This is a genomic window from Enterococcus sp. AZ149 (assembly GCF_051714285.1).
Classification (GTDB): Bacteria; Bacillota; Bacilli; order Lactobacillales; family Enterococcaceae; genus Enterococcus_D; species Enterococcus_D entomosocium.
The window spans coordinates 787,249-812,950 of record NZ_JBIORO010000001.1 but is presented as its reverse complement, the minus strand read 5'-3'; the positions used below and the strand labels follow the sequence as shown (position 1 = coordinate 812,950).

The window sequence follows — 25,702 nt, the reverse complement described above, 5'->3', positions numbered from 1 at the left end:
TCCCTCTATTATAAACAAATCCCTCTACTTTTCCACTCAGACTTGTGCAGTTTCTCTTGATGGGGCGTTTTGTTCGATCAGATTGCCATCTTCCATTCGGAAAATGCGATCACTCCATTGGATCATTCGCTCGTCGTGGGTGACCATGACTGTCGCTTTCTTTTTCTCATGCGCTTCTTTCACCAATAACTTCACGACTTCATAAGCATGATCCGTGTCTAAGCTGGCAGTTGGTTCATCCGCCAAAATCAAGCTTGGGTCATTAAACAAGGCCCTGCCGATCGCTACTCGTTGACGTTCCCCACCAGATAAATCGCGGGGAAACTTGTCTTGAAGATCGAGAATATCTAATGAAGCAAGCAATTCATCAATCCGTTCCTTTTCCTTGGCTTTTCCTGAAACTTTGTCGACCAAATAAAATTGTTCCTTTACTGTTAGAAAAGGGATCAAATTCGAGCTTTGCAAGATAAACCCAATCTCTTTAAAACGCAACTTCCCTCGTTGCTTTTCATTTAATTGGGAAAAGTTCACCTGGTTGATGATGATCTCTCCCGATGTTGGACTTTGTAAGCCGCCAGCGATAGTCAAAAAGGTACTTTTTCCTGAACCAGAAGGGCCGATGATACTGACAAACTCCCCTTCTTGAACGTGAAAATTCAGTCCTTTTAATGCCGTTACTTCCGTATGCTGCTTGCCAAATTTTTTTATAATATCCTTCATTACTAAAATGTCTTTCATCTTTGTTACCCTCCTATTGCCGTGATTGGATCGACTTTTGTGACCGTCCGAATGGAGAATAAGCCGCCTAGAACTGCCACGAGAATCAAGATGCCGCTATAAAGCAGCCATTGCTTTAATTCAAAGAAAAATGGCATGGCATCTGGTAAAAACAAGCTGGTGCCGTATGCCGCCGCAAAGGCTAGGGCTACCCCGATCACTCCTACCATAAATGCTTGCGCAATAATTGATTTGGCAATGAAGCTGGTCCGAATCCCTTGGGCTTTCATCACACCAAAAATCGCTGTTTTTTGTAGGGTGATCACATACATGAAAATCCCCACGATTGCCGTTGCAACAACAAACAAGAAGTAGATCATGGCATTTAAGGTCAAGTTTTGGGCAGAAAATCCGGGAAGCTTTTCAATAAAGTCTTCCGTTGCCAACACTTTGAGCTGGGTTCCTTCCTGGTTATTGACTTTCGGATCACTTGATTTGGTCACAATGATATTGATTGGCTGCTCCTTGTCAGATGCAAATGGTTGATTAGCAAACTTCATTTTCGTCCAAGTATCGAGGGAAGTATAAATCACTGGTGACACCGTATAAGACGTTTCTGGGGTGATCCCAACGACTTTGAAGGTTTCATCTGAGCGTCCGATTTTCACTTGATCCCCGACCTTGATACCTTCTTCTGCTAAGTTTTCTGAAATCGTGATCTCATTTTCTTTTGAAAACAGCTTGCCCTCTAAGACTTCTGGTAACAAGAACGCATCGTCTTGTGTACCAAAAACAGTCACATTGACTTGTTCATCGTTGACCGTAATGACACTGCTGTATAAACCAATTGGGGCTTTTTGTGTCCCTTCTACACGGTCTAAATCCCCTCTCGTCAATTGCGAAGCCGCAAATGTGTCATTCGCATCTTCTGATAAAACGATCGCGGATGAATCCCAGTCGACGATGGCCTTTTTAAAATCCCAGTTAAGTCCGGTAGCTAAGCCAGACAATATAAAAACAACATAGGCGATCAAAAACATGATTCCTACGATCAACCCATATCTTAATTTTGAATAACGCATTTCTTTTATAGCCAGAAACATTGTTCTTTCCTCCTACTTTCCAAATATTGACAAAGTGTCACTTTTTGAAGAATACCACATAAGGTGACACTTTGTCACTTTTTACAACTCGGAAAGTTTGTAAGGTTGATCGATCATTCTTTTTCTGTCATTCACTGAGGATGTTTTTTCCTAAAGGAGTGTGAATAAAGAGAGTTGAATACTGGGCGTTTCGCGTAAAATACGCCATTTCCTTTTAACATTCTTTGCTAGATGAAAAAAAGCATGGCAGACCGTAAATAGTCGAACCATGCTTTGGCAAAAACGAACACGAGGATTTCATTATTGGTGTTCTAGAGATCAGCTGACTTTGCTTTGTCCAATTGTGGAAATTACTGCTCGTAACTGATGACACGAAGTATCAAACTGCCGTTTTTCCTCAGGTGTAAGCGTCAATTCAATAATTTCGCGGACGCCGTTTTGGTCCACGACTGCAGGAACCCCTGTGAATAAATCGTTGATGCCATATTCCCCATTAAGGTAGGAAGATACCGGCAGAATCGCTTGCTCATCATTTGAGATCGCTCGAACGATTCTTGCAACACTCATCCCTATCCCGTAAAAAGTTGCTTGTTTTCGATCGATGATTTCATAGGCAGCATTTTTTACTCGTTCAGAAAGAACCGCTAGATCGGCAACGGTCAAACGATCCTTTTGCTTGATCAATTCTACGATCGGTTTCCCACCGATCGTTGTATGGGACCAGACAGCGACTTCCGAGTCACCGTGTTCCCCAATGATGTACCCATGAATATTCCGTGGATCGATGGCTAATTTTGCCGCCACTTCTTTTCGAAGTCTTGTGGTATCGAGGGTCGTTCCCGTACCAACGACCCGATTGGCTGGCAACCCGGACACACGCCATGCTTGATAAGTTAAGACATCGACTGGGTTTGAAGCGATAACAAGCACGCCATCAAAGCCTGAAGCCATCACTTGTTTTGTGACGCTTGCCATAATTTCGGCGTTCACATCAATCAATTCAAGCCGTGTTTGTCCTGGCTTTTGGTTGACCCCTGCGGTAATAACCACGATGTCAGCATCTTTACATTCCGAGTACTCTCCAGCCCAAACTTTGATGTTTTCTTGCCCCCATGACATACCGTCTAACAAATCGAGGGCTTCTCCTTCTGCTTTGTCACGATTGACATCGATCAAGACTAACTCATTGATCAGTCCTTGATTGATCATGGAATACGCAATGCTCGTTCCAACGAAACCTGTTCCGACAACGACAACTTTTCTGCTTGTACTTTTCATGTGCGATCCCTTCCTTTTCTTTTCAAATACTTGTGGTATTGTTTTGCGTATATTACGTATTTTCTCAAAAAATGGATGATCTCTTGTGTTTCCTTAATAACTATGGCCGGCAATCAGCGCTTTGGTTTGCTGATACAAATGAATTGCATATTTTCCTACCACATAGCAGACGACAATCACGGCAAAGCTTGTTTCAATAATCGTTAAGGCTTGTAGAAACCCAAATATCAGTGGGTGATTCGCAAAAAACAGCGCTGATTTGAACATAGCAGTCGCTGAAATCACAAGAGGAAACGTAAATGCCGCATAACTTGGGTAAAAGCCGACTGCCAGCATGTTTTTCATATAAGCGACGACACAAAAATAAATCGTTTGTGACAATAACAGCATAAAGGCGACAAACCAAGCAGAGCCTTGTTCAAATACGGAAAGGTAACCTGCTAAGCAAAGAGAACCTGGTGCTGTTAAAATCGTGATCAAAGGAACTGCCGCACGTTCCGTCAGCTTCTGATGGACGATTCGTTTTAAAATAATCGGCAAAAGCGCAAAATACAATACCAATGCGATCCAGACGATCACTTCCCCCAGCTCTTTAAAAAAGACAGCAGAAGTATTGGGAATGACGCCAATACCGACGAAGGTAATAAACCAGCTCGGATAAATGTATTCCAGCGAAAGGTCGACAGGCAAAATATGCACGACAACAAAATAGATCATTAAAGCAAAATGTAAGCCGATAGCCCCCCACCAGAGCAGATCATTCACCACTGCATCGGGAATGACCCGTTCAAAAACAGTGGAAATCACCATCAGCGCCATCGTAAAGGTCGGCGCCACAGAAGCAACGATTGGGTTTTGCAACTCTGACATCGTGTGCTTAAATGTAAAGCATACTTTCAGAAGGAAGAGCCCCATGATGAAAATACCAAGGGTGCAAAACGCATTTCCAACCGTCTCCATTCCTTCTGAATACAATAAATTCCCCAATGACACAGTGCCTAAAATCAAGCCACAAATCGGGATTGGCAATGAATGTAAAAAATGCTGGATCGATGTTTTCATCAACTCATCCTTTCTAAACGTATGAAAATTTCAACTAAATTTGCTTTCTTTTTTCTCTACACTTATACTATAATCACCTGATAACTATTTGTAAAATTATACTTTTAAATACTAATTATAAATATTATTAATAATAAAGGAGTCCCCAAAATGATTGAATTGCTCAAAACCTTCATTGTTGTTTATGAAACGAGAAACTTTAGTCTTGCCGCCAAACAACTCTATAAAACTCAACCAACGATTTCCTTGCAAATCCAACGCTTAGAGGCCGAACTTGGCTTCAAACTTTTTGAACGTAAAGGAAAACAATTGATTTTACCCACCAGCCAAGCGGAGTTTTTGTATCCTCGTGTGGTCGAGTCTCTCCGCTCAATGTCCACTATTTTTTCGCAAGCCAAAGACACCAAAAATTTTAAAACAGAGTGTGTGCTCGCTTGTTCGAATACCACCGCCGTCTACTTACTGCCCAGCATCATGGCGCAGCTGATTGCAGAATTTCCAACGTTTGCTTTTGAAATCAAAATCATGAATTCTCAAGAAGTAATCGATGCCGTCGAATCAAACAAAGCCCATATTGGCCTGATCGAAAAATCAATCGTTTCGCCATTGATCCAAAAAGAATTCGTTTATCGCGATGAATTGGTGTTAGCAGGCAACCTCGCTTCTGATTTTTGGGTCTTGCGGGAAAACGACTCGGGGATGTATTACATTAACAAAACCTATCTGTACGCACAGCACCTGCATCCACAAATCATCAAAGCCAATAACAGTGAAGTGATTTTGTCCCTACTAAAACAAAACATCGGCAAATCGATCATTTCGAAACTTTCATTACCAGAAGGGTTGCCTTGGCAGGAACTTGATCCAGAGTACCGCTATCGTGATCTTTTTATCATTCAAAATCGTCAACGTGTGACGCCGGAAACCGGAGAGGTTTATGAGGAGATTAAACGGCTGTTGTTGGCATTGATTCCATAAATGAATCAATTAAGGTGGATACAAAAAAGACGCTGAAGAGTCGTTTGTCACTCCTCCAGCGTCTTTGTATTTTTATAATTCCTTGATAAACCGTTTCTGTTCATGACTGCTGTGGTAGCCATGGTTTTCATAAAACTTGTGGGCAGCATGGCGTTTGACATTCGAATTTAATCGAATGCCTTGCATTCCTCGCTGTCGGGCTTCTGCTTCAATTGCCGACAGTAGTTTCCCGCCAACGCCTTGCTTTTGCACTTGATCATCCACTACCAAACCTAGGACATTAAAAAATCGCCCGGCAGAATAAACTGTTGAATATGGCTGTGCTTCAATCATTCCAACTGCTTTTCCCTCTATTTCAGCGACCAGCAAGAGATGGTCCTCCTCAGCTAAAATTCTCTTTAGGCCTTCGATCAATACTTCTTCTTCGATTGGATAGCCTAGTACTTTCGACAAATGAGCTAGTTCTTTATGATCAGACAATGCAGCAGCTCTAATTCTCATAGTATTCTCCCACCTTTTGGCTTTTTATTCGGTCTTGTTTTAGATAACTCACATTCATTTATCAACTTAGAAATAAATGACAGCTAGTTGATTTGTACAAGTGCAATAGAAAAAAAGTATACAGACAATGTACTAGAAATCCCTTTGCTATGATCTTTTATGTTATTTAGCTAAACCAGTTTTTAATTTTGATCAAATGAAATGAGTGCATATTCGTTAGGAATATACCTGATTGTCGTATATTCGAATAATTTTCCCATATCATTATAGACCGCATTTTCCAATATTCCCACACAATTATTTTTTCCTAAAGCTAATTCTTTAAAGTCAGAATCTTTTGCAGATTCAACTTTCATTATAGACTTTGATGCAGCGATTTTAAAATCTAAGTTTTGTTTGATATGGTCGTAGATTGATCCGGCTATGATTTTCTCATTAAGACCCTTAACGATACTTTTTTTGAAATAACTCGTATCTGACATCATCGCTTTCCCATCAATGAGGCGTAATCGTTTCACAAGGTATACTCTTTCACCAACCGGAAATGAAATTTTTTTTGCTAATGAATCATCAACAGTCAACTCGTGAAATTCTTGCACAATTGTTTTTTTTTCGACCTCAGTATCTGCGGATAGTGCCTTCAATCCTTGAAAATTTCCTACCTTGAAAGACTTCTTGTCAATCTCGATTCTTTCAAGAATAACTACCCCTCTTCCTTTCACACTATAAACCAATCCATCTTCATTAAGCAGTTGAATCGCTCTGCGAACTGTATTTCTACTAGTACCAAATCGCTCAATTAACGCCATTTCGGTCGGTAAAACCATTGTATCGTTATAGAGTCCCTCATTAATTTCATTTTTCAAAGTGTCATATATATCCCGAAACTTATTCACCATAGTTCCACCTCACTCTTTCAGTTAATTATAACATGATATCATTCTACCTATACAAAAAACTTAAATTTGTTTAAACAAATGCTTGATTATTTGTTTAAACAAATTTAAAATGAGCGTAACCGGTTAAAAGAAATGAGGAGGTTTTATTATGAGTGACAAACAGTTAGCGGAGTACATGATTGAGTACGTTGGTGGAAAAAATAATATCAAAAATGTGATCCACTGCATTACACGTGTTCGTTTCTATCTAGTGGACAAAGAGAAAGCCGATACAACTAAGATAAAAGAGTTGGATGATGTAATGGGCGTAGTAGAAGCTCAAGGACAATATCAGGTGGTTGTTGGAAACAAAGTAAATGCTATTTACGAGGAAGTAATGCGCCAGTTAAACAAGGATCAAGTCTTTGATTCTACAGAGGGAGTGGTGGAAAATGATTCCAATAGTGATTTTCTTCAGCTATTTCGAAATGGCTTCAATCAGTTTATTGGCATAATTACAGGTTCAATGATGCCCGTCATCGGTCTTCTTGCAGGAGCTGGAATAATCAAAGGATTACAAGCTTCGTTGGTGACGTTTGGTTTATTACAAGATAGTTCGCAATCTTATCTATTGATTAGCACGATTGCAGATGGCATTTTTTATTTTTTACCTGTCATCTTAGGTTTTACTGCAGCTCAAAAATTAAAGGTGAATCCTATTGTTCTGGCAGTCGTGGGTGCGATACTCATTCATCCAAATATAGTCACTATTGCTTCAAGTACAGCTGCGAAGGTCGCTATTTTTGGCATAGAATTCCCCATTATGAATTATACAGCTTCGGTTTTCCCTATTCTGGTCGCTGCTTGGTTAGCAACGTATGTTGAAAAGTTTTTAAAGAAAATTGTTCCTCTCGTGATTTCTTCCATTGTGTCACCAATCGTTGAAGTTCTGGTACTAAGCTTAGCCGTTCTTCTTATCATCGGACCAATCATAACGATTATTAGTGATGGGCTAGCATTCGGAATTAGTACCATTTTTGACTTTAACACGATTATTGGCGGAGCAGTCTATTGCGCACTTTTTCCAGTCTTAGTGGTCTTCGGCATGCATTGGCCATTGATTCCGATCATCGTCAACGATTTAACTGTTAACGGATTTAGTATGATGAATGCCTTCTCGTCTGTATTGATGATGGGTATTGCGGGTGCAACATGCTCAATCGCATTGAAAACAAAAAAAGCTCAACTAAAACAAGTTGCCTTTGCTGCCACTCTTTCACAAATATGCGGTGTTGGCGAACCTGCAATCTATGGTATTCTACTAAAATACAAAAAAGTCTTCTATCTCGTGACCCTTTCAAATATTTTTGGTGGTGCTCTAGCAGGTTTCCTTCACTTGGTCAACTATGGATTCGCAGGTGGGGTTATAGGATTTGCCTCTTTTATCAACCCGGTTGCAGGGATCGATAAAAACTTCTATGCTTATCTACTCTCTCATATAGGAACATTTTTGCTATCCTTTCTTTTGACTTGGCTTTTTGGTTTCAATGATAAAATGAAAGCTGCAGATGAACTGTAAGGTGATATATGATGAAAAAAATAATTTGGCATCAAGTATTTTCTAATTACCAAGTACTAAACTTTTCTCCTAATGGACGTAAATTACGTTTAAGAATCAAGCAGCCGCTTTCTGGACAACGATTAGCACTCGAACTTTGTAACCGCTATGATTCTTTTGATTTAAACGTAGAGTCGATAAAAATCAGTAGTAATCCGGGAAACCAACAATCCAATGTTATTACCTTAGATAATCGACCACAATTCATTGTCCCAGCTGGATCCACTTTATGGACAGATGACATTGATTTTTCAGTAACCAAAGGAGCCGATATTCTGATAGAGGCATTATTCTCCAACGAGATCAATCGAGTATCTTCCTCGGCAAACTTACTATCTGATCAAGTAGTCCATTCGAATATAAGAGAAACCAATAACTTTATTTTTGGGATTACTTCAGTTGCTCTAGAAACGAAAGTTGATGCAAAAGTCATTGCTTTTTTTGGCGACTCTTTGACGAATCAAGGATATTTTAGTGATAGTGTCATCGACAATCTAAACAAACGTGGTCTGATTGCAACAAGCTTTAATGCTGGCATATCAGGCAATCGTCTGACACATGCTGGTTCAGGGATTTCTCGTTGGAAAGACAGCTTTGGTGTTGCAGGAATCGACAGGTTCCAAGCAGATGTCGTGGATCAAAAGCCAGATTTGATTGTTTCATTGATTGGGTTAAATGACTTGTTTCACCCAGGAACTGGCTCACCGCTTTCAGAATTACCTATCAAAGAAGAGTTGATCCAACAATACAAAGTTCTAATAAATCTGGCAAAAAAAGCAGACATTCCGTTTGTTCCCCTCACGCTTCCCCCTTTTAACTATTCTTACAACCAAGGAAAGCCGAGTTGGACCGAGGAAAAAGAAGCTATCCGAACTGCGTTTAATCAATGGATAATGACTCAAGCAAATACGATCGATATCAATGATATGGTAAGAGATCCTTCTGATAAAACGAGATTAGCTTCTGCATTTGATTCGGGGGATCATCTGCATTTTTCTCAAACTGGAGGGGAAATTTTAGGAAAAGCTGTGGCTGAGAAAATTCTTTGCCTTTCATTGCTGTGAATTGATAGACTCTCAACAAAAACTGTTAAAAATAGTCAAAAATAAAACCTACCTCCCATACACATCTGGTTAAAATGTATACGGGAGGTTGACCTTTTCACTATGAATTTTCTTCAACTCTGCACTTAAATATCCTTACTCTCGATCACTAGCAATTATTCTACATACAATGTCACAAATTTTGCATGGCCTATCTTTTCAAGAGTGACTACATTCTTTTCCACAAGAAGTGCTTCTTTTGTAGCTTCTTTTAAATCGACTGTTTCTACTACGTTCACTGGATGGTTAAATGTGATCGTCGCGTGTCCAACTTCATCTAAAAGCCCATTGTATAGACGCAAAATATAACCTGGACGAGCTTCGGCTTTTTTCAATACACTTAGGGTCAAATTGCCATTGATCTCAAAAAGACTAAAGTTTGCCGGTAAGGTTGGTTCAACCGGCCCTAAAGTAAAAATCAATCGGGAATTCAGGAATTCTGCGGATTGATAAAGCGTGATCGGTGTTACTGCTTGTTTGGCACGTTGCGCAACATTTGCTTGATCAAATCCTTGCGCAAAGTAAGCAACAGAAAAATCAAAATGCATCGTTTTGTGACACTGCGCAGCTGGTGTCGCAATCACTGATTCTCCTGAAGCACGCCCTGGACGATACAGTAGATTCTCTTTCCCCATGAAGCCATAGGTTCGGAAAATCGTTAAGCGAATCGTATCAAACGCTTCCCCCACGATCTCATATTCACGTACACCTTGGGGCATGACTGCTACGCCATGGGACTCATCGAATAAACCGACAAACGATTGACACGTTTCTATGGCGATCGGCTGCTCATTCCATTGCTCTTTATTGGCTTCCCAAAGGGCCATTTCTTTTTCAAACACAACGGGACGCTGCAACGTACCAAACTGTTGGTCAGCCAGCGAAAATTTCGAGGAAATTCCGGTATCAAATAGCACACATACCCGATGGCTATCCACTTGTTGGTTTTCAACCGTTAATTTGAAATCAATTTGTTGCGATTGTTTTTTCAACACGATTGTCAATTGGATCGGCAGTGAAGCTGAGACCTTCTTTTCTGCACGTTCAGCTAAATCCTTCGGAACCCTCAGGGTGAATGCCACATCAATCTTTTGGTAGATCGCTGATTGCTGAATCGAGATCGTTGGTTGCGCATCAATTGATGAAATCACAAAATCTTTCACAGGTGGTGAATAATTGAATGAATCACCATCGTCGCCATTTTCTTCAATAATCCCTTGATTTTGATAAAGTACTTGATTGGTTTTATCTAGAATATCCAACGAACCATTGCTATTGACAGTGATCTGATAGTACTCATTTTCGATCGTATTGGTTGTAATCTCCTGCAATGGTGCGCTTGTATCACCTTTTAAATCAATCGTCAGCTGGGTATACCCCATACTCGGCACGTCAGTCGTTTCTATGGCAATTTTTGCTTTATAGACTTTCTCCGGCAAATAGATCTCCTTGACTGGATCTAATATGTTCCCCTGATTCAACACATACTCCGTTTGGTCGGTAAGCTCTAAAATCGTATAAGGTAACGCCTGACCTGACTGGTCAAGGATCGCAAACTCTTTTTGCGGCAAATAAACCTCTGCTTCGATCACCCCATTACGTTTTGTGTCATAGGTATTGAAAAGCGTAAAAGTAATTTCTTTTGCTTGTGGGTTGTTGATTGCAGTAGAAATCTGTCGTAACGTCAATTCGACAAGATTCATAGAAATATCTCGCGCTTGCTTATAGCGCATATAGATATCTTCGTTGGTCGTATCAGAAACACAAGAACCAATCGAATCATGCGCCGCATTTTCAAACATTAACTTCCAAATCTCTATGACTGTTTCTACGGGGTACTCAAATCCTAATTGCATAGCCATGGTTAAGATAGGCTCCATGACATTGACTAAGTAATGTTGGATCTGGGTGTTCATCGCCTTCAAATCAGGACGTGAAGAAAAAATCGTTTTGTGGATTCGCATCAATTTGCCGTTGATCAGTTCACCAGCGATTTCTTCCAACTCAGGATGGCGTGCTTTGACCGCAGCAATGTATTTTTCGATCGTTGAAAATTGTAACACATACTCATCCTGATACAGTTGATTCATTCGATCAACCAATTCTGGAAGATTTTCTCTAACTGGTGCTTGATCGAAACCATTTGGAAAATACACTTGATCCGTTGCACTGCGTCCCCAAGTCGTTTTAAACGGTTCTTGATGTAAGAACTTTGCTAATTCTACTTCTCGCTCAGGAATGGCACCTCCAATGTAGTACCCACTTGGGATCTGATAAACATTGACCACAGAACCATCTTCTCCACGCCATTTGTACTCTGTGCATTTAACATCGTCATCACTGACACCGCGCCAAAACATCGTGTCAGTGATACCAAACTCACGATAGATTTGCGGCATACTAGCTGCTTGTCCGAAAGAATCTGGCACATAGCCGACATTCATGTAGGTTCCGAATGCTTCACAAATTTTCATGCCATATAACATATTTCGAACAATGCTTTCTCCCGAAATCACTAATTGATCGGTTTGTGTGTACCATGGACCAATGATCAACTTCCCTTGTTGAACAAGTTGTTGAATCCTTTCTTTGTCCTGCGGACGCCATTTCAAGTAATCATCTAACAGAGAAGCCTGTCCATCTAAGATAAAACTTTCATAAGGATCATCCTTTTCTAGTTGTTCAATGACGTTTTTTAGATCGTGCATCAAATAGATTTTCGAGCGACTCGTCGTAAAATACCATTCGCGATCCCAATGACTGTGGGGTACGACATGTACTGTTTTTTTCATTCAATCATTCCTCTCCCGTGATTAGAAAAGGCACGTAACGATGGGTGTCGTTCGTGCCTATTAATTTTTCTCAATTTTTTTACCATCTGGTACGCATAATTTGATTCTTACACAAATACTTCGAATTTTGAAAATCGATTCTCTTCAAATACTCTCGTTTTCTTCCCCAAGTCTTGACATTGTCAGATGCCTTAAAGCGTTCTTGAAAAATCACCTGCTCGTGCCTTTTCTTTTGCTACTATTTAGCTAATCAGCCTTGTTGCTTAATTTTCAAAGCTCACTTCAATATCATCGAGGGCAATATCTTCTGTTTGTTCTTCTTGCTTATTGAAATTCACGAATAAAGGCGCGACAAAACCGATGAAGGCTGCTCCTGCAAATAGTCCAATCAAATACGCCCAACCGTTTCCAACAGTGAAGAAGCCGTAGATTCCCCCAACTGGCGGCATTTTGTCATACATTCCTAATGCGATCCCCAAACCAGAAGCGATTGCTCCTCCCAACATGTTGATCGGCACAAGCCGTAATGGATTGACTAATGTAAAAGGAATTGCTCCTTCTGTGATTCCGATGAACCCCATAATAAAGTTATTACGCCCAGCATCCAGTAGCTCTTTGTTGAATCGATTTTTGTGGAACAAAGTTGCTAAGGCATATCCAAATGGTACCGCACAAATCGCAACATTCACGATGATAGCTGGCAAAAAGACCCCTTCCGCTAGTAACACATTTCCTGCCATCCAAGCAGCTTTGTTTACAGGCCCCCCTAAGTCAGAGCCAATCATTGCCCCCATGATGACTGCCAGTAAAATTTTGTTAACGTCATTTTCAATCATGGTTCGGATCCATTCAACCAAACTAGTATTGATCCACGCCAATGGCTCAGAGAGTAAGGCGCCCATGACGATTGCTACAGACAATGTAGCAATCAAGGGTAAAATTACCAGCGGCATCACCCCAGCAAACGACTCCGGTAATTTGATATGTTCTTTCGCCCACTTCACTAAGTATCCTGCTAAGAACCCAGCAATAACTGCCCCTAAAAACCCAGCATTGGTGCTAGAAGCGACTGCACCACCGATAAAGCCGGCACCTAGCGCAGCCTTATCTCCAACAGAATACGCGATAAAACCAGCCAAGACAGTATTGATCAAGCCGATTCCTGTCCACCCTACTTGTTCAATCAAATAAAGCGCATGTTTAAAGCCTTCCGTGTCAGCATAAGGATCTAAGCTTGTGATCCCCATACCAAGAGCAATCATTTTCGGAATGGCAACAACCAGTGAAGCACCAATAATCAATGGCAGTACAAAACTAATTCCACTCATCAAGTGGCCTTTTAAATCTGCTAGAACTCTTTTCATCATCCTTGCCTCTTTCCTTTAGTTTGCGTTTCTTTGTTCAACAGCAGCGACACATTTCTTCAGCACCGCTTCCGGTGCTTTGATACACGTATTGATATTTACTCGAATTTGCGGTTTTCCTTCAAACCGTTCCATCCCAACAACTTTTTGGTCAGTCGCTAAAAGCAAGAAATCTGCTTCTTTTGCTTCGGCTGCAGTGATCTCATTGACTTGCCCTAACGAGCCTTGCTGTTCGATCTTGACCTCATAGCCAAGTTTCGCACCAGCTTTTTCTAAAGCTTTTGCCGCCATCGGTGTATGTGCCAATCCTGCTGGACAGGCGGAAATCCCTACTATTTTCATATAATTTTCTCTCCCATCATTTCCTTTTTGATTAATTCTGCTAAATAAGCTTTGTCTTCTGATTGTTGAATCTGCTGGATGAATGTCTCTTCAAGCAATGCGGTTGCTAGACGACTCAGCATTTGCAGATGCACCGTTCCTTCATCTTTTTTAGGGACCATCAAAGCAAACACATTTTTGACTGCCGAATCATCGAAAGTTTCCCATTCGATGGCTTGCTCTAAACGAATAAACAAAACGGTCGGTTCCAAAACCGGTTCAGCTTTTGCATGTGGAATAGCAAAGCCTTCTTGTAAGCCGGTTGAATATTGAGCTTCCCGTTCAATGAATGCCGCACATGTATCTGCTGCATTGGTAACGATCCCTGATTCATAGGCATGATGTGCAATCACGTGAAACAGTTCTTCTTTTGATGTAACAGCCACATTCAAGAGAATATTTTTTTCCTGAAAATCCATCTCATCTGCTCCTTTCCTTTATTATGAAACCATTAGCGTAATTCGTGTGGTTTATTTTCTGTACACGTTTAATTTACGGTTTCTGATTCACGATGTAAACACAACAAATTTCCAATTCAAGTGGCAATCATTAGTAAAGCGTTTTCCAAAATGATTGCCAACTCTTCTGGAAATTTTCGGTACTGGTGAAGCATTTCCTTCTTATTCTTTCTATTGTATGATGAGAAAGAGCACGGAGGTGAAACAAGTGTCAAAACTTGCTTATCAACGATTAGATGATCTAATGGAAGTATTAACTAGACAAACGGCGCCGCTACCAATGAAGGAGTTAACGAAAAACTTCTCGATTTCTGAGCGAACGGTTCGGACCGACATTGCAAATTTGAATGATTTGTTAACAAATGTCGGTGCCTCCATCAAGTTGATTCGAGGGCAAGGCTATTTGTTGTCTATTGGTTCAAAAGAGCAATTTCATGACTGGTGGACTGAAAGTATGTCAACTACCGAGTCCTTTCTGACTACGAGTGAAGAACGACAAGCCTATCTACTTTTCCTTTTATTTAAGAATGAAAACCCTTTATCCTTAGATGATTTTCTTGATCGATTATTTATTAGTAAAAACACCTTTTACTCATACTTAAAAACGGCTCGAGACAATTTAGCGACCTATCAATTAAAAATAGTAAATCGTCCAAATATTGGCTTTGAAGTCTTGGGTAACGAATTCGCCAAACGCCAAGCAATCAGTGATCTGTTGATTGAAAAAGATCTCCAAGAGTATTTGGTCGGCTTCACGGAAATGGAACTTGAGTTGTTTGATACGATTGATCTGACCCGTTTGCAAGAATTGTCATTAAATCATCTGGCGTCCTTAGACTTGTTAGACTCTGACTACTATCATAAAAACATTCTTTCTCATTTTGCTTTAGCAATCAGTCGCTTTATAGCCGGTCATCAGATCAACGAATTTCCCTTGCATGTGCCCGCGCTCAAAAAAGATGCCCAGAAAGTTGTAGGTCACTTCTTAGAAGAAATCGATCATGCATTTGATATACAATTGACTGCTGGAGAAAAACAATACTTCATTTACTATCTCGCGATGAATGCACCACGTTTAGTTGAAACAGGTGATGCAAGCGATTCTTCCACGAAAACTGCAAAAGCCATTGTGGAAGAATTATTGACTGCGATCAAACAGACGTCAAACTATGCATTAGAGACAGACAAGATGCTAATAGAAGATCTGACATCTCATATTGAGGGCTTTATCAATATGAATCTAATGGATGCACGCCGTAGCAATCCATTGCTGGCAACGATCAGAAAATCTTTTCCACAGGCTTATGATTTATGTTTGACTCATTTAGAAACGGTAAGCCTGAAACACGGTTTTTATTTTTCTCCTGATGAGATCGGCTATATCGCTTTGCACATCGCAGGTGCTATGGAAAGGAGTTCCATCAGAAATCATCATAAACATCGCGTCATCCTTGTTTGTGGAACTGGTCGAGCCATGAGTCGTATTATTGAAGCAAAAATTATCAAGCACTATCAAGAAACGATCGAAGTCGTTGATCGCTTTTCTTACGTCGAGCTACAACAATGTGATCTTTCTGCGATTGATTTTGTGATCACAACCGTTCCATTAGAACAGTTTTCGGTTCCCTCTATTTACATCAACATGGCCAAGCTAGATAAAGAAATTGGCAAAATCGAACCGTTCATTGAAACGCTCAGTGAAACAAAAGACGGCATCTATTCATTGTTTCAAAAAGCATTTTTTCTTCATGAAAATCATGCAGATAAAGAAACCTTACTAAAGGAAATGGCGCAGCAATTGTACCAAAAAGATTTTGTGCCCCAAGATTTTTATGACAGTGTGAAAAAACGAGAAGCAATCAATCAGACCAATATTAACGAGTGGCTTGCTATCCCCCACCCCATGACATTGCTGGCAAAACGCTCAGCCGTTTCAGTGGCGATCATTCCTGATGGTGTTGATTGGGGAAATGGTGATTTGGTTAAATTTGTCTTTCTCTTTGCGATTCAAAAAGACGAATATGAAGATACCGAAGAAATCTATAGTCTTTTATTAGAATTGATGGATCGTGAAGATATTCAACAAGCAATCTTACAAAAAAGTGACTATCACCACTTTTTGAGCTGTATAAAGCAATTATAAAAGGAGCTGGGGAATCCAGCTCCTTTTGTTGATTCTAACTTTTGTGAAATGCATGCAAACTATGGTTAGTAAATGAAAAGATTCTGAATTCAGAGAGTTTGACAATCTCTCCCTTTTCAGCTAAGATTTTATTATTGTTACATTAATTGAATATCCAAAACACCACCGGGTGATAGAAGTGTTCGGTAAACTCATTAGGTCCTTGAAGAGTTTACTGAATGCTTATTTTTTTTGAGGAGGAAAACAAATTATGACATGGATTTATTTACTTTTAGGAGGATTTTTTGAGGTCGCATGGGCATCTACCATGAAACTGAGCAACGGGTTTAACCACTTTTGGTATAGTATTTTAACAGTCATCGGAATGCTTTTCAGTTTTGGCTTCTTGGCTTTAGCGGTCAAAAACCTACCATTAAGTATCGCTTATCCTGTTTGGACAGGGATAGGTGCGGTGGGATCGATTATTGTGGGGGTCGTGTTCTTTAAAGACCAGCTATCCCTTCTGACTTGGGTTTTCGTCGTCTTATTAATAGTTGGTATTTTGGGCATCAAGTTTACCAGCGGACATTGATTTAGCCATTTGATAATAGTTTTGCTAGCCTTTTTGTAGGTACCTTCATTAATCAAGCGCCTTGACTCCTATAACGAAACACGGATCCAAATCGCCATTTTCAGCCCATCTAAAGAATTTTTTTTGCAATTAGCCTATAGGTAAAAAATATTTTCAAAAAACGTTTGACCTTATAGTCACTCTAACCTTTATGCTATTCATGTAAAGAAAACGGAGGGAAAATAATGAAACAATGGCATAATTTGGATATTGAAAAGGTGCAGTCAGCGACAAGTAAGACGCTTATCACAAATGAGGTACGTAAAGCGTATCAAGAAAAACACGGGAAAAATAAATTACAAGCATCAGAAAAGACACCCGAATGGAAGAAGTTTTTATCTTACTTCCACGATGCGTTAATGTATGTCTTGATCGGTGCAGCTGTTTTAAAATTTATTACGGGAAGTTTAGTTGAAGGAGCGATCGTTTTACTCGTTGTCGTTTTAAACGCAATGATTGGTTACTACCAAGAGAGAAAAGCAGATGATTCACTATCTAGCATTTCAAAATTACTTAGTTCAAAGGCGACAGTCGAATCTGAAAACGGACGTCTTTCAATCGATGCAAAAGATTTGATTCCAGGGGACCGTGTTTATTTATCACCTGGTGATGTTATTCCTGCTGATTTGCGTATGGAAACCGTGAATGAACTAAAAATCGATGAATCGATTCTGACTGGAGAGCCTGATGCAGTCGTAAAAACAAGTGCTCGTTTAGAGGGGCAAATAGCACTTGCTGAACGAACCAATATGGCGTATTCAGGTACGCAAGTACAGTCAGGAACTGGAAAAGGGATCGTTGTTGAAATTGGCTCGGACACTGAGATTGGTAAAATCAATGCTTCTTTAGCAACCATTGAAGTGAAAGAAACCCCTTTATTGAAAAAAGTGAACGAAATGAATCATGCTATTTTTAAAGGGATCGGCGTCTTTATCTTCTTATTAGGATTGATCAGCTACTTCATTTATGGCATGAGTCCGATGTATATCGTGTCAGCAATCATTGCTTTGATCGTTTCTTCTATTCCTGAGGGATTGCCTTCTATCTTGACGATTATTCTGTCTTCCGGCGTGAAAAATATGTCTGAGCAAAATGCGATCGTAAAGGGATTGCCTACTGTCGAAACACTTGGCTCAATGACAGTCATCTGTTCTGATAAAACAGGTACTTTGACCAAAAACGATATGACCCTTACCAATGTGTTTTCTAATAATCAGGTAACAGTGATTGATCATGAAGACCAAACAGATTCTTCGAACAACGAACTGCTAGCCAAAATCATGCAAAACTGTCAAGAAACACAGAGTTTCGATGATCGCCACTGTCCAGTGACCGGAAATGCAACAGAATTAGCTTTATTACGTTGGACCAATCGTATTGGCACACCGCGGATCAAGAGTCTAGAAACATTACCTTTTGACTCAAAATATAAGTATATGGCAACAAGCCATTTGATCAATGGGAAAAAGCGGATTTTTGTAAAGGGTGCTCCAGATATCGTTTTAAATAAAGCGACTGCTGCACATATTGATGGGCAGATAGCGGAGTTTGATCATGCACAGTGGGAAAAGATCAATTTGGCTTTTGCTTCAGAGGGACAACGAGTGATCGCATTTGCTTATAAAGATGTAGATACAACGACAGAATTGACTCATGAAGAGATGGACGAGCTCGTAATCATCGGATTAGCTGGCATTATCGATCCAGCAAAAGAATCAGCGATCGAAGCGGTAGCAGATTGTAAAAAAGCCGGGGTCAGAGTCGTAATGATCACCGGGGATCACCCAACGACCGCAAAAGCGATTGCCAAAAAATTAGGAATCGACCATTCTGAACGGGCAATCACTGGAACTGAATTGGATCGTTTATCCACAGATGAGTGGCAAAGAGTGGTAAAAAATACTAATATTTTTGCCCGAACGACACCTGAGCATAAACTGATGATTGTTACTTATTTACAAGAACAAGGCGAAATCGTTGGAATGACTGGTGATGGGGTCAATGACGCACCCGCACTTAGAAAAGCAGATGTAGGGATCGCCATGGGAATTAAAGGAAGCGATGTTAGTAAACAAGCTGCCGACATGATCCTCATTGACGATAATTTTGAAACGATTGCAAAAGCAATCAAAGAAGGCCGTCGAATTTTTGATAATTTAAAAAAGACGATCCTCTTCTACTTGCCAACCTGTCTGGCCCAGGGGCTTTTGCTGATCGTTTCTATGTTGGGAAATCTTCCTTTACCACTAAGCACAGTGCAGATTCTTTGGTTAAATCTAGTTGCGTCAATTACACTCTCCTATGCGTTAGGTTTTGAACCAGCTCACAAAATGATCATGAATCGAGCACCTCGTGATATGAAAGAAAAAATCATTTCCAAATATACACTCTTTCGAATCGTTTATGTCGGCCTACTCTTGACCTTCTTCGGCTTTCTAACGATGAATGCATTCGGCGACGAAGCTGTCAGACAAACCGTTTTGATCAATGCGATCGTTTTCGGTCAAGCTTTTTACATGATCAACTGTCGTGAGATCACGGATTCAGCCTTCAGTAACAAAATCAAGCAGAATAAAGCCTTGATTTACTCATTACTTGTTATGGCGATTCTCCAATTAGGAATGGTCTATTTTTCACCATTGCAAAGTATCTTACAGACCACCTCTTTAACTTTATCCGAACTGCTTATCAGTGTTATCCCAGCAACTCTACTTTTCTTATTAGTAGAATCTGAAAAGCACGTAACACGAGTCATTCTAAAGGAAACTACTCCCACCTACTCAATGGATACCAAAGTAGAGAAATAAGAACAGTTCTATTTCATAAGTCATCTTATCGATAAACTTGCTGAATCACTAAGTACCAATAGATACGTTTCTCCTTGATCGATCCCGTTTTAATCGGGTTGATCAAGGAGAATTTCTATTTTACTCACGTATTCTTCCGGTAAATTCGTCTCATGAAAATCAATCAAGTAGAACTCATAAAAATTTCCTTTCGCGACCAGTCTATTTTTCTTTAGGTAACTTTTTAGTTCTGCTAAAGCAGCTAAACGCTGCTTATATGTGCCCGTATAATAAATAGCGAGATACTCTCCTGCAGGCATTGTAAATGCCTTCTCATCTGCCAAATCGTTTGTCAGACAATAGAAAACTTGATGCCTAAATGCGTCTTCGTGCGGCAGTAAAATCGTTCCGAAAACATTTTGATTATTGGCATGCAGTTCTTTTTCAAATTGTTTGTGCAGGCGTTTAAGTTCAAAGTACAAGTCTTTCCCCATTGTGTCTTTCTCTTGACTTAAAACAAGGTACCGTTCTTCATAAAATGTACGTTCAATTTCATAGTTTTGCTTTTTTTCAGCGTAGACAAGCAAGTCAATTCGCTCTTTTAACAAATCTTGTTTCTCTTTTAACGCATGGATTCTATCTTCTAATTGCTCCATCTCGAAATGAAGGATTTCTTTAGTCAGCGCTTTATTCTTTGTATCCAAGTAGTTCTTAATTTCCTCAAGTGACACATCAAAAAAACGCAGGTCTCTAATGGTATTTAATCGCTCAATATCCTCGTATGAGTAATCTCGATACCCATTCTCAGTATAGTTGGGTGATAACAAACCAATTTGTTCATAGTACCTAAGAGTATGTGGTGTGATATCATAGTTTTCACTCACTTGTTTTATCTTCATAGTTCCATCCCTCCCTTTATCTTTCATAGCGTGTCTCTGTCACAAAATCATATCATAATTTTCTTCAGAAAACGAAGGAGTTTTTCTATTGAAGTGGTCAGAAGGTTTGGTGTGTGATAGTACTTGAACAAGCTTCAAATCATAATGAAAAGACTGCTGATAAATTTCCAAGATTAGTATGGGAAATTATCAGCAGTCTTCTACTTCGCCAGTATTCTATTCCATTTCAAAAGAAAGCTTTTTCTGATTTCTTATTTTCGTTTCTGTCTTAAGCGTCTTAAGAAAAATGCTAGCAGGGATGATACCGCCATAGTCACTCCAGCGTATAATATGAAGGGTTCCTCTTTCTCTCCTGTTTTTGGAAGACTTTTTTCACTCGTGACTGTTCTTGTTGTTTCTGATACGTTAGTCGTTATTTTCATATCAGTAGACGGTGTGTTATCATCTGTTTTTGTCTGATCATTTGGCGTGTTGCTTGACTCTTTTGATGAGTCTGTTGGATTGGCTTCGTCTGTTGCATTTTTTATATACGTCACAGTCACCTCCGTATCTTCATCTTCTGCAGTCATTCCTGTTTGTTCTTTGACTGTCGTCAGGTCTGCCGTGTAGCCCTCAATTTGCTTGCTTTTCACCTCATCAAATGTCGTGTCACCATTTGTGGCTGTCCAGTCACTATATGCGACTTCACCAGTCAGCAGATTGGTTGTTTCCGTGCGTGTATAGGTTAAGGTTTCCGTATAACTTTCTGCCGCTTGGCTACCATCTTCATAAACATAATGAATCGTCCGCGAAACCTCTTTACTTTCCTCTTTCGTTTCCGTATTTGCTTTGTAGATCACAGTCAACTCGGTATCTTTTGCATCGGGTTGAATATTCGTAATTGCTTCGATCAACTCATTATCTGGTGTGCAATATTCAATCATTGGGCTGGAAATTTCAGCAAAAGTCGTGTCGTTGTCTTTTGCCTTCCATTCGCCATAGGTCACTACACCAGTTGCCAAATTCTTTGCTATCACCCGGGTGAACGTGACTTTATCGGTATGATCGTCCGCCGCTTTGCTACCATCTTCATAGACGTAATGAATCGTTTGCTTGACTTCCTCAGTTTCTGTTGCGGTTTCCATTTTTGGCACATACGTAACGGTGACTTCGATGTCTTGATTATCAACCGCTACTCCTGTAACTGCTTCGATCGTTTCCTTATCGACGGTATAGTTCTTAATCTCAGGACTCTTCACTTCGTCAAATGTCGTATCGTTTTCTTTGGCTTGCCATTCGCCATAGATCTTGTCACCAGTTGCTTCATTCGTTGTCACTGTGCGTGTAAAGGTCACCGTGTCTACTTTGTCTGGGGCTGCTTCTTTGCCGTCTTCATACACATAATGAACCGTTTGTTTGACCTCTTTGGTTTCTGTTGACTCAGTCATATTTGGTGAGTAAGTAACAGTCACTTCACGATCTTTGTCCTTTGCTGTCAAACCTGTGACTTTCTCAATGCTTGTTTTGTCTGCATGATAGTTCTTGATCTCAGGACTCTTCACTTCATCAAATGTTGTATCATCACCTTTGGCTTGCCATTCGCCATAGGTCTTGTCACCAGTTGCTTCGTTGGCGGTGACCGTCCGCGTGAACGTGACCGTGTCTACTTTATCTGGCGCGGCTTCTTTGCCGTCTTCATACATATAATGGATCGTTTGTTTGACCTCTTTGGTCTCCGTAGATTCGATCATATTTGGCGAATAAGTGACAGTCACTTCGCGATCTTCTGATTCTGCAGTCAGACCTGTGACTTTATCAACCGTTTTTTGGTCCGCATTGTATTTGTCAATTTCTGGACTTAACACTTCATCAAACATCGTATCATCATCTTGGGCTTGCCATTCGCCATAGGTCTTGTTGCCAGTTGCTTCGTTCGTGGTGACCGTTCGAGTGAACGTAACCGTGTCTACTTTGTCTGGGGCGGCTTCTTTGCCGTCTTCATATACAAAATGGATCATTCGTTTGACTTCTTTGGTTTCTGTTGACTCGGTCATATTTGGTGAGTAAGTAACAGTCACTTCACGATCCTTGTCTTCTGCTGTCAAACCTGTGACTTCCTCGATGCTTGTTTTGTCTGCGTGATAGTTCTTGATCTCAGGACTCTTCACTTCGTCAAATTTCGTGTCATCATCTTTCGCTTGCCATTCGCCAAAAGTTTTGTCACCTGTTGCTTCATTTATTGTGACAGTTCGTGTAAAAGTAACAGTGTCCGTTTTGTCTGGCGCGGCTTCTTTGCCATCTCCATACACATAATGGATCGTTTGGTTGACTTCTTTGGTCTCCGTAGATTCGATCATGTTTGGCGAATAAGTGACAGTCACTTCGCGATCTTCTGATTCTGCAGTCAACTCAGTGACTTTATCAACCATTTTTTGGTCTGCATTGTACTTGTCTATTTCTGGACTTAACACTTCATCAAACATCGTGTCATCATCTTGGGCTTGCCATTCGCCATAGGTATTTTTCCCTGTTGCTTCATTCGTTGTCACTGTGCGTGTAAAGGTGACCGTGTCGACACTGTCTGGCGCGGCTTCTTTACCATCTTCATACACATATTGGATCATTCGCTTGACTTCTTTGGTCTCCGTAAATTCGATCATATTTGGCGAATAAGTGACGGTTATTTCGAAATCTTCTGATTCTGCCGTCAAGTCTGTGACTTTATCAACCATTTTTTGGTCTGCATTGTACTTGTCTATTTCTGGACTTAACACTTCATCAAACATCGTGTCATCATCTTGGGCTTGCCATTCGCCATAGGTATTTTTCCCTGTTGCTTCATTCGTTGTCACTGTGCGTGTAAAGGTGACCGTGTCGACACTGTCTGGCGCGGCTTCTTTACCATCTTCATACACATAATGGATCATTCGCTTGACTTCTTTGGTCTCCGTAGATTCGATCATATTTGGCGAATAAGTGACGGTTATTTCGAAATCTTCTGATTCTGCCGTCAAGTCTGTGACTTTATCAACCATTTTTTGGTCTGCATTGTACTTGTCTATTTCTGGACTTAACACTTCATCAAACATCGTGTCATCATCTTGGGCTTGCCATTCGCCATAGGTATTTTTCCCTGTTGCTTCATTCGTTGTCACTGTGCGTGTAAAGGTGACCGTGTCGACACTGTCTGGCGCGGCTTCTTTACCATCTTCATACACATAATGGATCATTCGCTTGACTTCTTTGGTCTCCGTAGATTCAACCATCTTTGGCGAGTAAATGACAAATTCTTCAATATCTTCTGAATCGGCCTTTACATCGATAACTTCATCGATAAACTCCCTATCTGCATAGTAGTTGACTATCTCTGGACTTTTGACTAAATCAAATATCGTATCATCATCTCTTGCTTGCCATTCACCAAACGTTTCTTCGCCAGTGGCTAGATTCGTCCTTACTTCTCGAGTAAATTCAACTGTGTCTACTTTATCTGGAGCAGCTTCTGTACCGTCTTCATGCAAATAGTGAATGACTCGTGCGACAATTTTTCTTTCCTCATTACTTTCTATTTTAGGACTATAGATATACGTGACCGTTTGCGGAACATTGCTAAAGACAATTTTTTCCTCTCCTTGAACTTCCTTCAATGTATAGTTAGGGATCTCCTCAGGGACAACTTCAATTGAATCGCCAATATTTCCGCCAGTCAATACATTAGGTGGCAATAATTCATTACCCTCTTCATCTAGGTAATTGACTGTGACTGGTGCTCCTTCAATAAACCGAGGCTGCCATACATAGGTGTCAGCCATCGTCGTGCCATCGTAAATCAGCACTAGCTCCTCTGATTTCAATACATTATCACCGTATGGCGCATCTATGGTACCTGTCCCTACATTTTGCCAGTAGCCGGTATAATAACTTGAATTCCATCCGTACATCCCACTTGGGTCAACCAAGTTCACCGGATAGGAATTGCCTGGCCAATTGTTCCACCCAACAAAACTGAATTTTGGTCCTAATGTTAATTCTCTTAGGTAGCGTACCTGTCCAAAAAATTCGTTCATCCCGGCACCTAAAGAATTTATAACACCGGTGCTATCAAAATTCGATAAATCTAATGTAGATCCGCTATAGCCATAAAACATACTATTCATCGTGGTGGCTTGACTCGTATCAAGATAAGTCAGCCCAACAATCTCATTCAATTGAGAGGGTACAGTGCCATAGTGGGAGTAGCTCTCGAACAAACCTGCCACATCGGCTGGCAGAATGACGGGCGCAGTGAGAATAACTTTTTTTATGACCATATTTTTAAGTTCTTCCGTTAAAGGAATCACTTGGTCCACCGCCGTTGTCAATGTACCTGCTCCTACAGTCAAAACCCCTTCAATATCTAATGTGGCTGGAGCGGTTCCCCAGTTACCTGACCAAAGGATATTTTCTGCTTCCGCTACTTTTGTTTTCGACTCCTCATCAGATGTTGTACTGCTCTCAGCGGCTTCTGGCTCACTGGAGGATTCTGTCATTTGCTCTGTGGATGGTTCCACTTGATCTTCACTTGCTTGTGATGACTCCGATGCCCCATGTTCCCCTGTACTTTCTACTACTTGTGTTTCTGAATCGACGGTTTCTTCACCTGTAGCTTGTTCGACTATTCCTTCTTGTTGTTCAGATATGAATTCATTTGTACTTCGTGTTACTTCTTCTGTCGTTGAAGTGCTGATCGTTTCAGCTACTGCCGGAACACTGACAATTGCTTGCGTGATCAATGGGCTGCCTAATATAAAAACAGAAGAACTGATCAGAATACGTGATAAAAGTTCTTTCTTCGCTGGTTTTTTCATTGCTTTTCCCTCTTTCAAATTAAGTAAATAAGATCAGCTACACTCTCTCCAATTAAAAAAAGCTGCCCATTGACAACTACTTCTTACATCTATGTAATACGTTCGCTGACTCATTCCTTATGACTGCATTATTGCATGGTTTTCAGGGACGAACACGACAATAATTGTCATGAATATGACAAAATAAGTCCTATTTTATAAAACG

Annotated in this window: 18 protein-coding genes; 6 read left to right on the top strand and 12 right to left on the bottom strand. The window is 40.4% G+C overall.

All coding sequences use genetic code 11. The features are described from left to right. Nucleotides 1–36: 36 nt before the first annotated feature. From IGI94_RS03690 to IGI94_RS03675, 4 genes are all read right to left on the bottom strand, one after another. Complete coding sequence (locus tag IGI94_RS03690) at nucleotides 37–738, bottom strand: ABC transporter ATP-binding protein (protein ID WP_077453594.1); 702 nt, start codon at nucleotides 736–738, stop codon at nucleotides 37–39. A 5-nt stretch (nucleotides 739–743) separates the two neighbouring features. Next, nucleotides 744–1,820 carry an ABC transporter permease gene (locus IGI94_RS03685; protein WP_016613760.1) on the bottom strand — a complete coding sequence of 359 codons (1,077 nt, stop codon included), beginning with the start codon at nucleotides 1,818–1,820 and terminating at the stop codon, nucleotides 744–746. A 318-nt stretch (nucleotides 1,821–2,138) separates the two neighbouring features. Next, complete coding sequence (locus IGI94_RS03680) at nucleotides 2,139–3,098, bottom strand: L-lactate dehydrogenase (RefSeq protein ID WP_438899456.1); 960 nt, start codon at nucleotides 3,096–3,098, stop codon at nucleotides 2,139–2,141. A gap of 93 nt (nucleotides 3,099–3,191) precedes the next feature. Beyond that, nucleotides 3,192–4,160, bottom strand: a complete 969-nt coding sequence (locus IGI94_RS03675) for a TDT family transporter (RefSeq protein ID WP_438899455.1) — start codon at nucleotides 4,158–4,160, stop codon at nucleotides 3,192–3,194. Nucleotides 4,161–4,310: 150 nt separating this feature from the next. Between IGI94_RS03675 and IGI94_RS03670 the strand changes: the two genes are divergently transcribed. Next, nucleotides 4,311–5,138: a LysR family transcriptional regulator gene (locus IGI94_RS03670; protein ID WP_438899454.1), complete on the top strand. Its 828-nt coding sequence runs from the start codon at nucleotides 4,311–4,313 to the stop codon at nucleotides 5,136–5,138. A gap of 72 nt (nucleotides 5,139–5,210) precedes the next feature. Here the strand turns inward: IGI94_RS03670 and IGI94_RS03665 are convergent, their stop codons facing one another. Next, on the bottom strand, nucleotides 5,211–5,639 hold the full coding sequence (locus tag IGI94_RS03665) for a GNAT family N-acetyltransferase (protein WP_008377173.1): 429 nt from the start codon (nucleotides 5,637–5,639) through the stop codon (nucleotides 5,211–5,213). A 182-nt stretch (nucleotides 5,640–5,821) separates the two neighbouring features. Beyond that, a complete protein-coding gene (locus tag IGI94_RS03660) occupies nucleotides 5,822–6,538 on the bottom strand; it encodes a GntR family transcriptional regulator (protein ID WP_005237422.1) in 717 nt (238 codons plus the stop codon). A 148-nt stretch (nucleotides 6,539–6,686) separates the two neighbouring features. On the opposite strand from IGI94_RS03660, the gene IGI94_RS03655 reads away from it, so the two are divergent. Continuing rightward, on the top strand, nucleotides 6,687–8,096 hold the full coding sequence (locus IGI94_RS03655) for a PTS transporter subunit EIIC (RefSeq protein ID WP_438899453.1): 1,410 nt from the start codon (nucleotides 6,687–6,689) through the stop codon (nucleotides 8,094–8,096). A gap of 11 nt (nucleotides 8,097–8,107) precedes the next feature. After that, a complete protein-coding gene (locus IGI94_RS03650; protein WP_240934902.1) occupies nucleotides 8,108–9,199 on the top strand; it encodes a GDSL-type esterase/lipase family protein in 1,092 nt (363 codons plus the stop codon). Nucleotides 9,200–9,354: 155 nt separating this feature from the next. Here IGI94_RS03650 and mngB read toward each other — a convergent pair whose 3' ends face one another. From mngB to IGI94_RS03630, 4 genes are all read right to left on the bottom strand, one after another. Beyond that, on the bottom strand, nucleotides 9,355–12,030 hold the full coding sequence (gene mngB, locus IGI94_RS03645) for a mannosylglycerate hydrolase (protein ID WP_438899452.1): 2,676 nt from the start codon (nucleotides 12,028–12,030) through the stop codon (nucleotides 9,355–9,357). A 263-nt stretch (nucleotides 12,031–12,293) separates the two neighbouring features. Next, complete coding sequence (locus IGI94_RS03640) at nucleotides 12,294–13,394, bottom strand: PTS fructose transporter subunit IIC (protein WP_008377165.1); 1,101 nt, start codon at nucleotides 13,392–13,394, stop codon at nucleotides 12,294–12,296. A gap of 18 nt (nucleotides 13,395–13,412) precedes the next feature. Beyond that, nucleotides 13,413–13,736, bottom strand: coding sequence for a PTS fructose transporter subunit IIB (locus IGI94_RS03635; protein ID WP_005237427.1), 324 nt, complete (start codon nucleotides 13,734–13,736; stop codon nucleotides 13,413–13,415). Beyond that, nucleotides 13,733–14,194: a PTS sugar transporter subunit IIA gene (locus tag IGI94_RS03630; protein ID WP_016621827.1), complete on the bottom strand. Its 462-nt coding sequence runs from the start codon at nucleotides 14,192–14,194 to the stop codon at nucleotides 13,733–13,735. Before IGI94_RS03630 ends, IGI94_RS03635 begins: the two co-directional genes overlap by 4 nt. A gap of 247 nt (nucleotides 14,195–14,441) precedes the next feature. On the opposite strand from IGI94_RS03630, the gene IGI94_RS03625 reads away from it, so the two are divergent. From IGI94_RS03625 to IGI94_RS03615, 3 genes are all read left to right on the top strand, one after another. Continuing rightward, entirely contained in the window at nucleotides 14,442–16,376 is a 1,935-nt protein-coding gene (locus IGI94_RS03625) for a BglG family transcription antiterminator (protein ID WP_438899451.1), read from the top strand. Between the two features lie 250 nt (nucleotides 16,377–16,626). Next, nucleotides 16,627–16,947, top strand: coding sequence for a DMT family transporter (locus IGI94_RS03620; RefSeq protein WP_430619363.1), 321 nt, complete (start codon nucleotides 16,627–16,629; stop codon nucleotides 16,945–16,947). A gap of 224 nt (nucleotides 16,948–17,171) precedes the next feature. Further along, nucleotides 17,172–19,793, top strand: a complete 2,622-nt coding sequence (locus IGI94_RS03615) for an HAD-IC family P-type ATPase (RefSeq protein ID WP_438899450.1) — start codon at nucleotides 17,172–17,174, stop codon at nucleotides 19,791–19,793. An 89-nt stretch (nucleotides 19,794–19,882) separates the two neighbouring features. Here IGI94_RS03615 and IGI94_RS03610 read toward each other — a convergent pair whose 3' ends face one another. Together IGI94_RS03610 and IGI94_RS03605 are read right to left on the bottom strand one after the other, a co-directional pair. Continuing rightward, nucleotides 19,883–20,671, bottom strand: coding sequence for a MerR family transcriptional regulator (locus IGI94_RS03610; protein WP_042890059.1), 789 nt, complete (start codon nucleotides 20,669–20,671; stop codon nucleotides 19,883–19,885). A 251-nt stretch (nucleotides 20,672–20,922) separates the two neighbouring features. Beyond that, the gene (locus tag IGI94_RS03605) at nucleotides 20,923–25,497 is read right to left on the bottom strand and encodes a mucin-binding protein (RefSeq protein WP_438899449.1); all 4,575 of its coding nucleotides are present in this window, start codon (nucleotides 25,495–25,497) and stop codon (nucleotides 20,923–20,925) included. Nucleotides 25,498–25,702: the final 205 nt, after the last annotated feature.

Coding starts and splice junctions, on each gene's coding strand:
- IGI94_RS03615 (WP_438899450.1), top strand. CDS start 17,172: ATGAAACAATGGCATAATTTGGATATTGAAAAGGTGCAGTCAGCGACA.
- IGI94_RS03655 (WP_438899453.1), top strand. CDS start 6,687: ATGAGTGACAAACAGTTAGCGGAGTACATGATTGAGTACGTTGGTGGA.
- mngB (WP_438899452.1), bottom strand. CDS start 12,030: ATGAAAAAAACAGTACATGTCGTACCCCACAGTCATTGGGATCGCGAA.
- IGI94_RS03640 (WP_008377165.1), bottom strand. CDS start 13,394: ATGAAAAGAGTTCTAGCAGATTTAAAAGGCCACTTGATGAGTGGAATT.
- IGI94_RS03670 (WP_438899454.1), top strand. CDS start 4,311: ATGATTGAATTGCTCAAAACCTTCATTGTTGTTTATGAAACGAGAAAC.
- IGI94_RS03675 (WP_438899455.1), bottom strand. CDS start 4,160: ATGAAAACATCGATCCAGCATTTTTTACATTCATTGCCAATCCCGATT.
- IGI94_RS03605 (WP_438899449.1), bottom strand. CDS start 25,497: ATGAAAAAACCAGCGAAGAAAGAACTTTTATCACGTATTCTGATCAGT.
- IGI94_RS03665 (WP_008377173.1), bottom strand. CDS start 5,639: ATGAGAATTAGAGCTGCTGCATTGTCTGATCATAAAGAACTAGCTCAT.
- IGI94_RS03685 (WP_016613760.1), bottom strand. CDS start 1,820: ATGTTTCTGGCTATAAAAGAAATGCGTTATTCAAAATTAAGATATGGG.
- IGI94_RS03680 (WP_438899456.1), bottom strand. CDS start 3,098: ATGAAAAGTACAAGCAGAAAAGTTGTCGTTGTCGGAACAGGTTTCGTT.
- IGI94_RS03620 (WP_430619363.1), top strand. CDS start 16,627: ATGACATGGATTTATTTACTTTTAGGAGGATTTTTTGAGGTCGCATGG.
- IGI94_RS03635 (WP_005237427.1), bottom strand. CDS start 13,736: ATGAAAATAGTAGGGATTTCCGCCTGTCCAGCAGGATTGGCACATACA.
- IGI94_RS03690 (WP_077453594.1), bottom strand. CDS start 738: ATGAAAGACATTTTAGTAATGAAGGATATTATAAAAAAATTTGGCAAG.
- IGI94_RS03610 (WP_042890059.1), bottom strand. CDS start 20,671: ATGAAGATAAAACAAGTGAGTGAAAACTATGATATCACACCACATACT.
- IGI94_RS03630 (WP_016621827.1), bottom strand. CDS start 14,194: ATGGATTTTCAGGAAAAAAATATTCTCTTGAATGTGGCTGTTACATCA.
- IGI94_RS03660 (WP_005237422.1), bottom strand. CDS start 6,538: ATGGTGAATAAGTTTCGGGATATATATGACACTTTGAAAAATGAAATT.
- IGI94_RS03650 (WP_240934902.1), top strand. CDS start 8,108: ATGAAAAAAATAATTTGGCATCAAGTATTTTCTAATTACCAAGTACTA.